This window comes from Jeongeupia wiesaeckerbachi (assembly GCF_050916355.1).
In the GTDB taxonomy this organism is placed as follows: domain Bacteria; phylum Pseudomonadota; class Gammaproteobacteria; order Burkholderiales; family Chitinibacteraceae; genus Jeongeupia; species Jeongeupia wiesaeckerbachi.
The window spans coordinates 944,728-959,671 of the sequence record NZ_CP136946.1; the positions used below are offsets into that span (position 1 = coordinate 944,728).

Sequence of the window (14,944 nt, forward strand, 5' to 3'; positions counted from 1 at the left end):
TGGGGCTGCGGTGGCGTCCATGCGGCACCGCAACCAACGCCATGAAGGGGCATGCCATGCCGGCCGACGCGCAGTTCGACATCCGCAACACCGCAGCGCTCGAAGCGCTGTTCGATGCGCCGGCAGCGGCATCGCTGGCCAAGGAACTCGACCACGTCGACGACTTCTACCGCCAGTGGATCGCCGCCTCGCCGTTTGTCGCGCTGGCCACCGTCGGCGCAGGCGGCCTCGACTGCTCGCCACGCGGCGATTCGGCCGGCTTTGTCGACGTCATCGACGCCACGACGCTGATCCTGCCCGAGCGACGCGGCAACAACCGCATCGACAGCCTGCGCAACCTGATCGCCGATCCGCGTATCGCCCTGCTGTTCCTGATCCCGGGTCTGGGAGAAACGCTGCGCATCAACGGCCGCGCCCGCATCAGCGCCGACCCGGCGCTGCTCGAACGCTATGCCGTCGGCGGCAAGCCACCGAAAGTCGTCCTCGTCATCACGGTGGAAGCGGTGTTCTTCCAGTGCTCGCGCGCCGTCGTGCGCGCCGGGCTATGGGATGCCGCGCGCCACATCGACCGCCACAGCCTGCCGACCCCGGGGCAGATCCTGCAGCGCGCCAGCGAATCGGCCATCGACGGCGCAGCCTATGACGCCGCCTTGCCCGGGCGTATCCGCGACACGCTGTACTGAACCGCCGTCTCCGCCGGCCGCCGGGCTACTTACCGAATATTGACGTTTAAATTGCAAACGCGCTTCAATCGAGCGGACTAGGGCCGGCATCTTGCCGCCCGCCACCACGGAGCCTGCAGATGAAACGCGTCGATTTCGGCAAGACCGCCACCGATTACCGGACCCACCGCGCCGGCTTTCCCGATGCCTTTTTCACCCGTGCCGCTAGCCTTGGCGTCGGCGTGCCCGGTCAGGCCATCGTTGACGTCGGCACCGGCACCGGCACGCTGGCGCGCGGCTTTGCGCTCCGTGGTGCCCACGTGGTCGGTGTCGATCCGGCCGAAGCGATGCTGGCGCAGGCCAGACAACTCGACGCCGAAGCCGGCGTGGCCGTCGACTACCGTGCCGCCACCGCCGAGAACACCGGCCTGCCCAATGGCGAATTCGATGTCGTTACGGCCGGCCAGTGCTGGCATTGGTTCGACCGCGACAAGGCCGCCCGCGAGGCATGGCGGCTGTTGCGCCGCGGCGGGCTGCTGGCGATCGCCCATTTCGACTGGCTGCCGCTGCCGGGCAACGTCGTTGCCGCGACCGAGGCGCTAATCCTGAAACACAATCCGGATTGGCGTGGCGCCGGCGGCAACGGCGTCCATCCGCAGGCCTTCACCGATCTCGCCACGGCCGGCTTTGTCGGCATCGAATCGTTCGCCTTCGACCAGCCCGTCGTCTACAGCCACGACGCGTGGCGCGGCCGGATTCGCGCCAGCGCGGGCATCGCCGCCAGCCTGTCGCCCGATGCCGTCGCCGCATTCGACGCCGAGCACGCAGCGCTGCTCGCCGCGCAATTCCCCGCCGACCCGCTCGTCATTCCGCACCGGGTCTTCATGGTGCTCGGGCGCAAGTACGACTAGGTCGCGGGCTTAGCCCCGCGCCGGCCACCACGCATGAAAATGATGCACCGGGCCGATGCCGTGGCCGATCTGCAGCGCATCGGCCTGTGAAATCGCGGCGCGCAAGTAGGTACGCGCCGCATCGACCGTGTTGTTCCAGCCCGGATAACGCGGCCGCAGCGCGGCCAGTGCCGCCGATAGCGTGCAGCCGGTGCCGTGGGTGTTTCTCGTTGCGATGCGCGCGTCGGCAAAGCGGTGCTCGCCCTCCGTGGTAATCAGCCAGTCGGGGCAGACGTCGCCGTCGAGGTGGCCGCCCTTCATCAGCACCGCGCGCGCGCCGGCATCGAGCAGCGCCCGGCCCTGTCGGCACATCTCGGCCTCGGTGGTCGCGACGTCGCAATCGAGCAAGGCCGCGGCTTCCGGCAGGTTCGGTGTGATCAGCTCGGCCAGTGGCAACAATTGGGTACGGATTGCGGCGACCGCGTCGAGCGCCAGCAGCGGGTGGCCGCCCTTGGCGATCATCACCGTGTCGAGCACGACGTGTTCGAGCGCATGCCGGCGCAGGCCGTCGGCGACGGCGTGGACGATATCGGCGTTGGCGAGCATGCCGAGCTTGACCGCATCGACGCGGATGTCGGCCAGCACCGTATCGAGCTGGGCAGCGACAAAATCGGGCGGCACCGGGTGGACGGCGAACACGCCCTGGGTGCTTTGCGCCGTCAGCGCGGTCAGCACGCTCATGCCGTAGGCGCCGAGCGCCGAGAAGGTTTTCAGATCGGCCTGGATGCCGGCGCCGCCGCCCGAGTCCGAGCCGGCGATGGTCAGTGCGTGGACCTGGCTCATGCGCGGGCCTCCTTGATTTCGTTCAACAGAGCCAGCGTGGCCTTGGCCACGTCGGGCTGGCCGCAGATGGCCGACACCACGGCGACACCATCGGCGCCGGCGCGGATCAGCGGCGCGGCGCGCCCCAAGGCAATGCCGCCGATCGCGACCGCCGGGCATGCCTTGGCCGCCATCATCGCGGCGAAATCCGCCGCGCCGATCACCGGCGATGCGTCCGCTTTGGTGCCGGTCGGGTAGACCGGGCCGACGCCGATGTAATCGATCAGCTCCAGTGGCACGGCCGCCAGCTGCGCGGCATTGCTGGTCGACAGGCCGACGATCTTGTCCGGGCCGAGCAGCCGACGCACCGCCGCCACCGGCAGATCCGACTGGCCGACGTGGACGCCGTCGGCGTCGACGGCGAGCGCGATATCGACATGGTCATTGATGATCAGCTTGGCGCCGGTCGGCGCCAGCGCGGCTTTCAGCGCGACGGCAGCGGCTAACCACTGACGTTTCTTCCACTGCGGCGCGCGCAACTGCACCACGGTCGCGCCGTGCTGCGCGGCGGTCAGCGCGCTCTGCACCATGCCGTCAAGGCCGCCGCACTGGTCGGGATCGAGTACCAGATAGAGCGAGAGGTCGATCGGGTTCATGCGCTCACGGTCCCCGCCAGTTGCTCGGGCTGGATCAGATACAGCGCGTCGAGGAAGGCCGGCGTGAACGAGCCGGGGCCGTGCGATTCACCGGTGGCGACCTCGCCGCAGATCGCCATCACCGCGCAAGCGCTGGCGACGGCGTCGAGCCGCTTCGGCGCGCCGGCGCAGAACGCCGCGACGACGGCCGACAGCGCGCAGCCGGTGCCGACGACGCGCGTCATCAGCGGATTGCCCCAGGGCACCGCCCAGGTTTTCCTGCCGTCGGTGATGTAGTCGGTTTCGCCGGTGACGGCGACGATGGCGCCGGTGTCGCGCGCCAGCTGTTCGGCGGCTTCACGCGCCGCATCGGCGCTGGCGGTACTGTCGACGCCACGGCCGCCGCCGGTAAAGCCGGCCAGCGCGAGGATTTCCGATGCATTGCCGCGTATCGCCGCCGGCTTGAAGGCCAGCAGCTCGCGCGCAGCGCCGGTGCGATAGTCGAGCACGCCGACGGCAACCGGGTCGAGCACCCACGGCGTGCCGGCCTGCTGCGCGGCCTGCGCGGCGCGGCGCATCGCGGCGAAGCGTTCCGGATACAGCGTGCCGACATTGATCAGCACCGCAGCGGCGATGCCGGCAAAAGCGGTGACTTCCTCCTCGGCGACAATCATCGCCGGGCTGGCGCCGAGGGCGAGCAGCACATTGGCGGTGATTTCCTGCACCACTTCGTTGGTCAGGCAGTGGGTCAGCGGCGCGCTGGCGCGCAAGCGGGCGAGTTCGGCGCCGACAAGGGACAGCGGGATGGCGGTCGGTTTGCTGGACATATTGGGCTCCCGGCCGAGCGGAGGAAGCCAGACGACTTCCCTACGCCGGCACGATCCGGATCAGGTGGTACGGGTTCGTCTCAGCCGGCTATACGACACCGCCGGCGCCCCGAGTCAGGTTTCGATTGTCCGGCGGCGACAATGGCGCGGTCAATGACGCAGCGCAAGCCCGTCCTTCAGTCGACGGGCCATTGCTTGAGACGACAATAGTTTCAGCTGTGACAAGTTTGCCGTGCTCGGCCACAATGAACGGCTTACCCAAGGATCTTCGATGAACAGCCTGCGCAAACTCGTCGACGGCTTCCTGCTGTCGCTGCTGATCGCCATCGTGCTTGCCAACCTCGCGCCCTCGCTCGGCGCCAGCGGCGGCGTACTCAAGCTGGACTGGGTCACGGCGATCGGCATCAGCGTGGTCTTCTTCCTCAACGGCGCCTCGCTCGCGCCCGAACGGCTCAAGGCCGGCGCCGCCAACTGGCGGCTGCACCTGTTGGTGACGACCAGCACCTTCGTGATTTTTCCGCTGATCGGCACCGCGCTGTACTTCGGCCTCGGCCACTGGCTGCCGGCGGCGCTGCTGCTCGGCGTGTTCTATCTGTGCGCGCTGCCGTCCACCGTGTCGTCGTCGGTGGCGATGACGTCGATGGCGCGCGGCAACGTCGCCGGCGCGGTGTTCAATGCCACGCTGTCCAGCCTCTTGGGAATGCTGATCACGCCGCTGCTGGTCGGCCTGCTGTTCAGCCACAGCGGCCACGGCCTCTCCTTGCTCGAACAGCTGCGCGCGATCGCGATCCAGCTCTTCCTGCCCTTCGTCGTCGGCCAGCTGGCACGGCCATGGCTCAAGGACGCGCTGCTCAAACACCGCCAGCTGGTCAACTACGTCGACCGCGGCGTGATCGTCGCCATCGTCTACAACTCGTTCTGCGATTCGGCGATGGCCCACGTCTGGTCCGAATACAGCACCGGCATGCTGCTGGCGGTCGCGGCCCTCGTCAGCGTGGTGCTATTCGTCGCACTGCGGCTGACGCGCCTTGCCGCGCGCCGCTTCGGCTTCAATACCGAGGACGAAATCACCGCGGTGTTCTGCGGCTCGAAAAAGAGCCTCGCCGCCGGGATTCCGATGGCCAAGCTGATCTTCGGCGCCCATCCGGCGCTGGGGCTGATCGTGCTGCCGATCATGTTCTATCACCAGATCCAGCTCTTCGTCTGCTCGATCATCGCCCGGCGTTACGCGGCCCGTCCCGACTGAGCCCAAGCGCCCGGCACTATTCACCGGGCATGAAGTGAAAGCCGCATGGCCTACAAACGCCGGCGCCGTTAGGATGAAGCCATTGTCCTTCCGGAGAGCGAGCACATGAGCGACACGAACAAGCAGCGCATCGTCATCGTCGGCGGCGGCGCCGGCGGGCTGGAACTCGCTACCCGGCTGGGCAAGCGGCTAGGCCGCAGCAAGCGCGCGCGGACCATCCTCGTCGACGGCTCGCCGACACACATCTGGAAACCGCTGCTGCACGAGGTTGCCACCGGTGCGCTCAACACCGGCGAAGACGAGGTCAACTACTTCGCCCACGCCCACCACCACGGATACGAGTTCGAATTCGGCTGGATGGACGGCCTCGACCGCGCGCGCAAGGTGATCCGGATTTCGCCGGTCGTCGATGAATACGGCCACCAGATCGCCGCAGCGCGCGAGCTGGCCTACGACACGCTGGTGCTCGCCGTCGGCGCGGTGCCCAACGATTTCGGCACGCCCGGCGTCGCCGAGCACTGCCTGTTCCTCAATACCCAGGACGACGCCGAGCGGCTGCGCAAACGCATCCTGTCCGAAGCCTTCTCGGTCACCTGCGGCGACGATCCGGCCAGCGAGCTGCGCATCGGCATCGTCGGCGGCGGCGCGACCGGCGTCGAGCTGGCGGCGGAAATCCACCACACGGTCACCGAGCTGCACGCCTACGGCGCGCAGTTCCGGCCCGAGCAGCTGCAGATCTACATCATCGAAGGCGCTCCGCGCATCCTCGCCGGCGCGCCCGAAGCCATGAGCCTGTACGCGACCGAGGAGCTCGGCAAGCGGCATATCGACGTCGTCGCCGGCGTGCGCGTCGCGTCGGCCGATGCACGCGGTTTCGCGCTCGCCGACGGTCGCCGCATCGACGCGGCGCTGCGGATCTGGGCCGCCGGGGTCAAGGCACCGAACTGGCTGGCGACGCTCGGCCTCTCGGTCAATCGCGCCAACCAGATCGTCGTCGATCGGAATCTGTGCTGCGTCGACGACCCGCACATCCGCGTCATCGGCGATTGCGCCGCCGCGCCCGACGGCGACAGCGGCAAGACGCTCTCGGCCACCGCGCAGGCCGCGCGGCAGGAGGCTGAATGGCTCGCCGACGCGCTGACCGATACGGTCAACGGCCGCACCACCGAACCGTTCGTGTTCAAGCCACAAGGCATGCTGGTCTCGCTCGGCAAGTACCGCGCCGTCGGCAGCCTCGCCGCGATCGTCGGTCCGAAGCGCGATTACCACGTCGAGGGCCGCAGCGCGAAAATGATGTACGTGTCGCTGTACCGGATGCACCAGGCGGCGATCCACGGCTGGCCGATGGCGATGCTGCTGTGGATGGGCGACAAGCTGAAAAAGGCGGCCAGGCCGACGCTGAAGCTGCACTAAACTGACGGGCCGGCAACGGGCGTAAGCATCAGCTAGTCTTAAGCATCCAGCTTACAAGCCCGCCCCATGGACCCGAGCCTGATCAACGACAGCCGCAGCCTGCTGCTTCTGTCGATCGCCATCTATCTGACGCTCGCGGCGTTCATGCTGCTGATGTGGCAGACCCGGCGCGTCCAGCCGGGCTTCGGCGTCTGGGCGCTGTCGGACCTGATCCTCGGCGTGTCGCTGACGCTGCTGGTTGCGCGCCAGTGGCTGCCGACGGTACCGACGGCGATCCTCGGCAATGCCGGCCTGCTGGCGACACCGGTGCTGACCGAATGGGCGCTGCGCAAGGCGCTGGGCCGCGACGACCGGGCCGCGCGCAAGACGATGCTGCAGCACTGGGGCGGCGCCTATCTGATCTGGCTGCTGACGTTGATCATCGACCTGCCGCTGCAACAGCGCGGCGCGGCGATTTCGGCCGGGCTGATCTGGCTGAACCTGCGCATTGTCGCGCTCCTGCTGCCGGCTTGCCGCAGCTCGCTGCCACTGCTGGTCATCGCCGTGATCCATGCGCTGTTCACCGCGCTGCATGCGGCGCGCACCGTGCGCTATCTGCAAATCGACAGACTCGAATTCTTTACCCATGATCCGTGGCTGAACGCCGGCCTGCTGCTGGCGGCGCTGCTGCTGATCGCCCGGGACATGGGCTTTCTGTGTTTCACCCACGCGCGGATCGAGGCCGAATTGCTCGACGCGCAGGACACGCTGCTGCGCCGCGCCAACGAGGACGTGCTCACCGGCCTTGGCAGCCGGCGCTACTTCGAGGACATGCTGCCGGTGATGCAGGCACAGGCGCGACGCCAGCACCTGCCGCAGACGCTGCTGCTGATCGACGTCGACCACTTCAAGGCGATCAACGACCGTTTCGGCCATCAGGCCGGCGACCACGCGCTGATCGCGCTGGCCGACGCCTTGCGCCAGATCGGCCGCAACGGCGACCTGTACGCCCGACTCGGCGGCGACGAGTTCGTGCTGCTGCTGCACGACTGCTCGGCCGAGGCCGCCGAGGCCCTCAGCCAGCGCCTGACCGATGCGATCGCGACCCATGTGCGCAAGCCGGACGGCACGCCGGTCTCGGTCAGCATCGGCTACACCCCGTTGATGCCGTACGAAAAGCTGCAGATCGCCTACCCGCGCGCCGATCGCGCGCTGTACGCGGCCAAGGCCGCCGGCCGCGGATGCGCGGTCGGTGTGCCGCTGAACAGCCCGGCGGCGCCGGGCTGAACCGCTGGCTGCGCCAGCATTCGGCGCGGTTCCTTCCTAAATTGAAAGCCCCGCCCTCGCCGCCATCATCATGAGCCGATACCTGCGCCCCCTCGTTGCTGCCCTCCTCGCGTCCGCCCTGCTCGCCGCTTGTGGCGGCGGCGGTGGTGGCGGCGAAGTCATCGTCATCGGCGGCGGCGGCGGCGGCACCACGCCGACACCGACGCCCGTGCCGCAGGAGCCCTTCTCGGTCGACTGCGCCGGGGCATTCTGCGGGGCAGACAATACCAACCGCTACAGCGGCAGCGGTGTCGGGGCATGGCGCTTCCGCAACATCGGCAGCGGGCCGGCGCAGATCCAGGTACGCATCGACAACGTCAACGGCAAGACGGCAACGCTCGTCTACAGCAATGAATCGACCAGCGACATCGCGCTGCCTTCGCTGACACTGAACAGCGGCACGGCGCAAAACGGCAGCCGCGAAGCCGCCAGCCCAAGGCGCGATCGCCACACGCCGCCGCAGGTCGACGCCTTCAACGCCGGGGGCTTCTCCGCACTGCTGCGACAGCAGGGCAAGGCCCCGGGCGTGCTCGCCAGCCGGACCAACGAGTTCGGCGTCGGCGCGACCCGCACTTGGTACAACCAGGACGACAACGGCGGTATCAGCCAGCGCACGACGACGCTGCGCCGACAGCAATCGACCAGCAGCGGCCGGCAAGTCAACCTGTGGGTCGAGAACAGCGAGTACGCCACCGCCAAGGTCAGCGACGCGATCCTCGATACGCTGATCACCACCTTTGCCAGCGGCAGCAGCGCCATCTATCCGCTGGCCACCGGCGTTGCCGGCGAGCCGTGGGGCAGCGTGCCAGCCGCCTCGAGCGGCGCGCTGATCGGCCCCGACCAGGCGATCGACCTCGTCGTCGTCAATCAGGACGGCAACGGCCAGCCCTACGGCGTGGTCGCCTATTTCTACAGCGGCAACAACTTCGTCCGCAGCAGCGCCACGCCGGGCAGCAACGAGGCACTGGCGATCTTTGTCGACTCGGAAACGCTCTATCTCGACGGCAGCAGCGGACTGACGTTCGCCAAGAGCACGCTGGCGCACGAGCTGACGCACATGATCAATTTCTACCAGCGCGCGGTGCAGATCGGCAGCAGCTATGCCTATGCGGTCTGGCTCGAGGAAATGACCGCGATCATGATGGAAGACCTCGTCTCGACCCAGGTCACCCCGGGCTACAACACGGTGCGCGACGAGCGTTTCCCGAGCTGGCTGGGCAATGCCGAATACAATTGCCCGCTGACGGTCTGGCAGACGACGTCGAGCTGCTTCGGTTACGACCTGTCGGGCAGCTTCGGCGGTTTCCTGCTGCGCCAGCACGGCGTCGGTTTCTACAAGACGCTGCTGCGCGACCAGACGTCGACCGACTCGATCGCGCTGCTCGACGACGCGATCCGCCGCAGTGGCGGCGCCGGCATGAACGTCGCGTTCCAGCGCTGGGGCACCAGCATCGCGCTGCTGCCCGCCGCCGCGTCGCCGGCCGGCTTCGGCTACCCGGCGCGCGACGAGGCCGGTTTTGCGCTGGTCGCGATCAGCGGCGCCGACTACATCGGCAAACGACGTTTGCCGACGGCGCTACCAAGCACGCTCAGCGGTTACGGCCACTTCCCCTTTGTACGCCGCAACCTACCGGTGACGTTCAACGAGAACTTCATCGTCCCGGCGCACACCAGCCTGTCGGTCGTAATCCAGTAACCGGCGGCCAGCACAGGGAGCGCGCGATGCCTACCGGAACGGATAGCCCGGACGAACTGAAGTTCGGCTCGGCGCTGGCCTTTGCCTTCGTCGGCCTGCTGATCACGGCGGTGCTTGCCGGCTTCCTGTCGATGGCGTCGTTGTGGAAACCGAGCGAGGTCATCGCGCTGGTCGGCGTGTTCACCAGCCTGATCGGTACGATCGTCGGCGCGTTTCTCGGCGTACAGATCGGCGCTTCGGGCCGGCGGAAAGCCGAGCGGCTCGCCAACCGCGCGCTGGCGGCATTGCCACCGGACAAGGCCAGCGAGCTGCTCGACTGAGTGCGGCTCAGCCGCGCAGCAGTCGTGCCGCGTCGAGCGCGTAATAGGTCAGGATCGCGTCGGCACCGGCGCGCTTGAACGCCAGCAGCGACTCGAGCACGACCTTGTCGCCATCGAGCCAGCCGTTCTGGATCGCCGCCTGCAACATCGCGTACTCGCCCGAGACCTGGTAGACGAAGGTCGGCACCTTGAACTCGTCCTTCACGCGCCGGACGATGTCGAGGTAAGGCATCCCCGGCTTGACCATCACCATGTCGGCGCCCTCGGCCAGATCGAGCGCGACTTCGTGCAGCGCTTCGTCGCTGTTGGCCGGGTCCATCTGGTAGGTCGACTTGTTGCCCTTGCCGAGGTTGCCGCTCGAGCCGACCGCATCGCGGAACGGGCCGTAGAAAGCGCTGGCGTACTTGGCCGAATACGCGAGGATGCGCGTGTTGAGATGACCGTCGACGTCGAGCGCGTGGCGGATCGCGCCAATGCGGCCATCCATCATGTCGCTCGGCGCGACCATGTCGGCCCCAGCGCTGGCGTGGCACAGCGCCTGTTTGACCAGCGCGGCGACGGTCACATCGTTGAGCACATAGCCCTCGTCCTTGCCCGCGGTGCCGAGGATGCCGTCCTGGCCGTGGATCGTGTACGGGTCGAGCGCGACGTCGGTGATCACGCCGAGTTCGGGAAAGGCGTCCTTCAGTGCGCGCACCGTCCGTGGCACCAGACCATGCGGGTTCCACGCCTCGGCCGCATCGAGGCTTTTCAGACCGGGATCGATGACCGGGAACAGCGCCAGCGCCGGAATCCCGAGCGCCACCGCCTCGGCGGCGGTCTTGAGCAGCAGATCGATGCTCTGGCGCTTCACGCCGGGCATCGATGCGACGACCTCTTCACGCCCTTCACCGTCGAGCACGAAGACCGGCAGGATCAGGTCGGCGCTGCTCAGCGTCGTTTCGCGCATCAGCCGACGCGAGAAATCGTCCCGGCGCATCCGGCGCAGACGGGTAGCGGGAAAGGCGCGGAAAGCGGACATGACAGCCTCGAAGAAGTGAAATACCGAAACGGCGATTTTACCCGAGCCCGCGCGCCGCTTCGGGTTACAAACGCCGCCGATTTCAGCGTCTAGCTGTAACGGCTGAGCGCGTAGTCGGCCGCCGGCAGCGCGGCGGGCCGGCCCAGCATCAGATCGGCGAGCAGCCGCGCCGAACCGCAAGCCATCGTCCAGCCCAGCGTGCCGTGGCCGGTGTTGAGCCACAGTCCGGGCACGCCCGACGCACCGACCAGCGGCGTGCCGTCGGGCGTCATCGGCCGCAAACCGGTCCATGCCTCGACCTCGCTCAGGTCGCCGGCATCGGGAAACAGTTCGGCGGTGACGCGCTTGAGCACCGCGATGCGTTCGGGCTGGATGCGCAGATCGAAACCGGCGACTTCGGCCATGCCACCGACGCGCAAGCGGGTATCGAAACGCGTCAGCGCGACCTTGTTGGTCTCGTCGAGGACGGTCGAGCGTGGCGCGGCGTCGGGCTGATGCAGCGGCAAGGTGATCGAGTAGCCCTTGACCGGGTAGACCGGCAAGCCCAGCCGCAGCGGCCTGAGCAGCGCACGGCTGGCACAGCCAGCGGCAAGGACGACGGCGTCGGCGACGAGTTCCTCGCCGCTTTCGAGCCGGACGCCGTTCACCTGTCCGTTCCGGTACAACAGCGCCGCAACGTCGACGCCGTAGCGCGTTTGCACGCCGGCGGCGGCAGCATGCTCGGCGAGCCGTTCGGTGAAACGGCGGCAGTCGCCGGTCTCGTCGTTCGGCAGGCGCAAACCGCCGGCAACGCGATCGGCAACGCGCGCCAGCGCCGGTTCGTACTCGAGCACGCCGGCAACATCGAGCAACTGGTTCTGCACGCCGATCCGGTCGAGGATGGCGGCGTCGCGCCGCGCCGCGACGAGCTGGGCCGGGTCGCGCAGCAGTTGCAGCGTCCCAAGGCTGCGCTCGTCGTAGTGCAGGTCGAGTTCGGCGCGCAGGCTGCGCAGACAGTCGCGACTGTACTCGGCCAGCGGCACCATGCGCGCCTTGTTGCGCTCGTACGCGGCGTGACTGCAGTTGGCCAGCATCCGCGCCAGCCAGACGAGCTGGAACCACGAGCCGTCGGGCCGAAGCTTCAGCGGCGCATCGCGATCGAACAGCCAGCGCAGCGCCTTGAGCGGAATCCCCGGTGCCGCCCACGGCGCGGCATAGCCGGGTGAGACCTGGCCGGCATTGGCAAAGCTGGTACCGCGCGCCGGTCCGGGCAGTGCGTCGAGCAGCGTCACCGTACAGCCTGCCGCATTCAGGTAATGCGCACTGGTCACACCGATCACGCCCGCCCCAACCACGATCACCTTCATTCCGCGCCCTCGCCGCCCCGCCGTTTCGGCGTAGCATGTATTGAGAGCCTTCAATGTCGGTGATCTCGCCGCCGCCGCCCATCAGGGGAAGCCGCTAAGGTGCCGACCTAAGGCCCGCCGGCCATGCCGGTCTTCATCAAGGTAGTCGTCACATGAACTGGACGCTGGAAACCGAACTGTTCGGCCGGCTCTGCATCGCCGTACTGGTCGGCGGGCTGATCGGCATCAACCGCTTCCTGCACCGCAAGCCGGCCGGCGTGCGTACGCACGCGCTGGTGTCGCTCGGCGCGGCGCTGGCGGTAGTGCTGGTGTTCCGGCTGCCCGGCAGCGACGCACAGGCGTTTTCGCGTGTCGCACAAGGGCTGATCACCGGCATCGGCTTCCTCGGCGCCGGGGTGATCCTGCACCATCCGCAGAAATACCGCGTGCAAGGACTGACGACCGCCGCATCGATCTGGGTGACGGCGATTCTCGGCATGGCCTGCGGCGCCGGCATGGGCGGGCTGGCGCTCGGGGTGATGCTGCTGGCGCTACTGGTGATCAACTTCGGCGGCAGCCTCGAGCGGCTGGCCGAACGCCGGCTGCGCCGCTGGCGCGAGGACGACGCCGACGCAGACCACGACCGGCGCCAGCACGAACGGCGCGATGACGCCTAGCGCGGCCTCGGCGGTCGTACCGATTCAGTCGGTGCCAACCGGCGCGTGCAGCATGTCGATATGCAGGATATCGTCCTCGAGATAGGGCTCGCCGACCGGTTCGAAGCCGTGCATCGCGTAGAAACGCTGCAACCTTTCCTGTGCGCCGATCCGGTTGCCGGCGCCCGGGTACAGCGCCGTCGAACGTGCCAGTGCCTCGGCAATCAGCGCGTGCCCCGCGCCGGTACCGCGCGCGCTGGGGGTGACGATGACGCGGCTGATCGACGGCTCGGCATACTTCGCGCCGGGCGGCAGCAGCCGCAGGCAGGCGACAATGGCACCGGCCTCGTCGCGACCGAGCAGGTGCTGCGCGGCCTGATCGTGACCGTCGAGCTCGGGATAGGGACAGGTCTGCTCGACGACGAACACGTCGACCCGCAGCTTCAGATAGGCATACAGGCCCGCCGTGTCGAACTCGTCAAAACGGTACCAGCGCCAGTTGATCGTCATTCCATCATCTCCAAATGCAAACGGGCCGCACACAGCGACCCGTCAGCAATACAGTTGAGTGCTTCAGTCGGCGCGCGAGCCAAAGCAGATTGCGTTCGCCCGAAGCGCAGACACCGGAATGGACAAGCGGTCCATGAGGATGTCGAGCATCGGACGGGCGCAAGCTGCGCAGGCGCAGCCGCCGAGTGAATCGCTCAAGCGAGCAGTTCGCGCCAGCGGGCAACCTGCGCCCGCACCTGCACCGGCGCGGTACCACCAACGTGGTTACGCGCAGCAAGGCTGCCCTCGGCGGTCAGCACTTCGGCGACGTCGTCGGCGATCAGCGGCGAGAACGTCTTCAGTTCGACGACGGCCAGCTCGGACAGGTCGCGCTTCTTCTCTTCGGCGTAACGGACCGCCAGTGCCACGGCCTCGTGCGCATCGCGGAACGGCAGGCCCTTCTTCACCAGATAGTCGGCGAGGTCGGTCGCGGTGGCGAAACCCTGCTTGACCGCGTCCTTCATCGCTTCGGGCTTCACCGTGATGCCGCGCATCATGTCGGCGTAGATCCGCAGCGTGTCCGACAGCGTGTCGACGGTGTCGAACAGCGGTTCCTTGTCTTCCTGGTTGTCCTTGTTGTACGCCAGCGGCTGCGACTTCATCAGCGTCAACAGGCCGATCAGGCTGCCGTTGACGCGACCGGTCTTGCCGCGCACCAGCTCGGGCACGTCCGGGTTTTTCTTCTGCGGCATGATCGACGAACCGGTACAGAAGCGGTCGGCGATGTCGATGAAGCCGAAGCGCGGGCTCATCCACAGGATCAGCTCTTCGGACAGGCGCGACAGATGGGTCATCGTCAGCGCCGCAGCGGCGGTGAATTCGATCGCGAAATCGCGGTCGGACACCGAGTCGAGCGAGTTCTGCGTCACGCCGTCAAAACCGAGCAGCTCGGCGGTGTAGACGCGGTCGATCGGGTAGGTGGTGCCGGCCAGCGCGGCCGAGCCGAGCGGCAGCAGGTTGACGCGTTTGCGGGCATCGGTGAAACGGTCGGCGTCGCGGCCGAGCATTTCGACGTAGGCGAGCATGTGGTGGCCGAAGGTCACTGGCTGCGCGACTTGCAGGTGGGTAAAGCCCGGCAGCACGGTCGACGCATGCGCGTCGGCCAGATCGACCAGCGAGCGCTGCAGTTCGCGCACCAGCACGACGATGGTATCGATGGCGCCGCGCAGGTAAAGCCGGATATCGGTCGCAACCTGGTCGTTGCGCGAACGACCGGTGTGCAGGCGCTTGCCGGCGTCACCGATCTTGTCGGTCAGGCGACGCTCGATATTCATGTGCACGTCTTCGAGATCGATCGACCATTCGAACGTGCCGTTGCGGATTTCGTCGAGGATCTCGGCCATGCCGCGCTGGATCGCCGCGAGATCGTCGCCCGACAGCACGCCGACCTTGTTCAACATCGTCGCGTGCGCCAGCGAGCCCTGGATGTCGACCTCGGCCATGCGGTTGTCGAAGGTCACCGAGGCGGTGTAACGCTTGACGAGTTCCGAGACCGGTTCGTTGAATCGGCCGGACCAGGTTTTATTGACGGCGTCCTGCATGGCTTTTAATCCCGAGAGTACTTGAGCTTCAAACCT

The 14,944-nt window shown here is 67.6% G+C and carries 15 protein-coding genes and 1 riboswitch; of the genes, 8 read left to right on the plus strand and 7 right to left on the minus strand.

What is annotated here, in order from left to right; translation table 11 throughout:
- The first annotated feature begins 41 nt into the window (after window positions 1–41).
- Both R0382_RS04685 and R0382_RS04690 read left to right on the plus strand, forming a co-directional pair.
- A complete protein-coding gene (locus R0382_RS04685) occupies window positions 42–683 on the plus strand; it encodes a pyridoxamine 5'-phosphate oxidase family protein (RefSeq protein ID WP_432722752.1) in 642 nt (213 codons plus the stop codon).
- 119 nt (window positions 684–802) lie between these two features.
- The gene (locus tag R0382_RS04690; protein WP_432722754.1) at window positions 803–1,573 is read left to right on the plus strand and encodes a class I SAM-dependent methyltransferase; all 771 of its coding nucleotides are present in this window, start codon (window positions 803–805) and stop codon (window positions 1,571–1,573) included.
- 9 nt (window positions 1,574–1,582) lie between these two features.
- Here R0382_RS04690 and thiD read toward each other — a convergent pair whose 3' ends face one another.
- From thiD to thiM, 3 genes are read right to left on the minus strand one after another with little or no spacing between them, the layout of a single operon-like run.
- The gene (gene thiD / locus R0382_RS04695) at window positions 1,583–2,395 is read right to left on the minus strand and encodes a bifunctional hydroxymethylpyrimidine kinase/phosphomethylpyrimidine kinase (protein WP_432722756.1); all 813 of its coding nucleotides are present in this window, start codon (window positions 2,393–2,395) and stop codon (window positions 1,583–1,585) included.
- Window positions 2,392–3,030 (minus strand): thiamine phosphate synthase, encoded by a 639-nt coding sequence (gene thiE, locus R0382_RS04700; protein WP_432722758.1) that lies wholly within the window; start codon window positions 3,028–3,030, stop codon window positions 2,392–2,394. The genes thiD and thiE overlap by 4 nt, the downstream gene beginning before the upstream one ends.
- Window positions 3,027–3,836, minus strand: a complete 810-nt coding sequence (thiM, locus tag R0382_RS04705; RefSeq protein WP_432722760.1) for a hydroxyethylthiazole kinase — start codon at window positions 3,834–3,836, stop codon at window positions 3,027–3,029. The genes thiE and thiM overlap by 4 nt, the downstream gene beginning before the upstream one ends.
- Window positions 3,837–3,856: 20 nt before the next feature.
- A riboswitch (TPP riboswitch) is annotated at window positions 3,857–3,958 on the minus strand.
- Between the two features lie 149 nt (window positions 3,959–4,107).
- On the opposite strand from thiM, the gene R0382_RS04710 reads away from it, so the two are divergent.
- The 5 genes from R0382_RS04710 to R0382_RS04730 all read left to right on the plus strand — a co-directional run bounded on the left by R0382_RS04710 (window position 4,108) and on the right by R0382_RS04730 (window position 9,816).
- Window positions 4,108–5,082 (plus strand): bile acid:sodium symporter family protein, encoded by a 975-nt coding sequence (locus tag R0382_RS04710; protein WP_432722762.1) that lies wholly within the window; start codon window positions 4,108–4,110, stop codon window positions 5,080–5,082.
- 105 nt (window positions 5,083–5,187) lie between these two features.
- A complete protein-coding gene (locus tag R0382_RS04715) occupies window positions 5,188–6,495 on the plus strand; it encodes an NAD(P)/FAD-dependent oxidoreductase (protein WP_432722764.1) in 1,308 nt (435 codons plus the stop codon).
- A 66-nt stretch (window positions 6,496–6,561) separates the two neighbouring features.
- Window positions 6,562–7,761 (plus strand): GGDEF domain-containing protein, encoded by a 1,200-nt coding sequence (locus R0382_RS04720; RefSeq protein ID WP_432722765.1) that lies wholly within the window; start codon window positions 6,562–6,564, stop codon window positions 7,759–7,761.
- A gap of 70 nt (window positions 7,762–7,831) precedes the next feature.
- Window positions 7,832–9,496: a M30 family zinc metallopeptidase gene (locus tag R0382_RS04725; protein ID WP_432722767.1), complete on the plus strand. Its 1,665-nt coding sequence runs from the start codon at window positions 7,832–7,834 to the stop codon at window positions 9,494–9,496.
- A gap of 26 nt (window positions 9,497–9,522) precedes the next feature.
- Entirely contained in the window at window positions 9,523–9,816 is a 294-nt protein-coding gene (locus R0382_RS04730; RefSeq protein WP_432722769.1) for a hypothetical protein, read from the plus strand.
- A 7-nt stretch (window positions 9,817–9,823) separates the two neighbouring features.
- Here the strand turns inward: R0382_RS04730 and hemB are convergent, their stop codons facing one another.
- Window positions 9,824–10,837, minus strand: coding sequence for a porphobilinogen synthase (gene hemB / locus R0382_RS04735; RefSeq protein WP_432722771.1), 1,014 nt, complete (start codon window positions 10,835–10,837; stop codon window positions 9,824–9,826).
- Window positions 10,838–10,926: 89 nt separating this feature from the next.
- A complete protein-coding gene (locus R0382_RS04740; protein ID WP_432722773.1) occupies window positions 10,927–12,183 on the minus strand; it encodes a D-amino acid dehydrogenase in 1,257 nt (418 codons plus the stop codon).
- 152 nt (window positions 12,184–12,335) lie between these two features.
- Here R0382_RS04740 and R0382_RS04745 point away from each other — a divergent pair, with 152 nt between their 5' ends.
- Window positions 12,336–12,839, plus strand: a complete 504-nt coding sequence (locus R0382_RS04745; RefSeq protein WP_432722775.1) for an MgtC/SapB family protein — start codon at window positions 12,336–12,338, stop codon at window positions 12,837–12,839.
- 24 nt (window positions 12,840–12,863) lie between these two features.
- On the opposite strand, the gene R0382_RS04750 is transcribed toward R0382_RS04745, so the two are convergent.
- Window positions 12,864–13,328 (minus strand): GNAT family N-acetyltransferase, encoded by a 465-nt coding sequence (locus R0382_RS04750; RefSeq protein ID WP_432722776.1) that lies wholly within the window; start codon window positions 13,326–13,328, stop codon window positions 12,864–12,866.
- Window positions 13,329–13,522: 194 nt separating this feature from the next.
- The gene (gene argH / locus R0382_RS04755) at window positions 13,523–14,908 is read right to left on the minus strand and encodes an argininosuccinate lyase (RefSeq protein ID WP_432722778.1); all 1,386 of its coding nucleotides are present in this window, start codon (window positions 14,906–14,908) and stop codon (window positions 13,523–13,525) included.
- Between the last annotated feature and the right edge of the window lie 36 nt (window positions 14,909–14,944).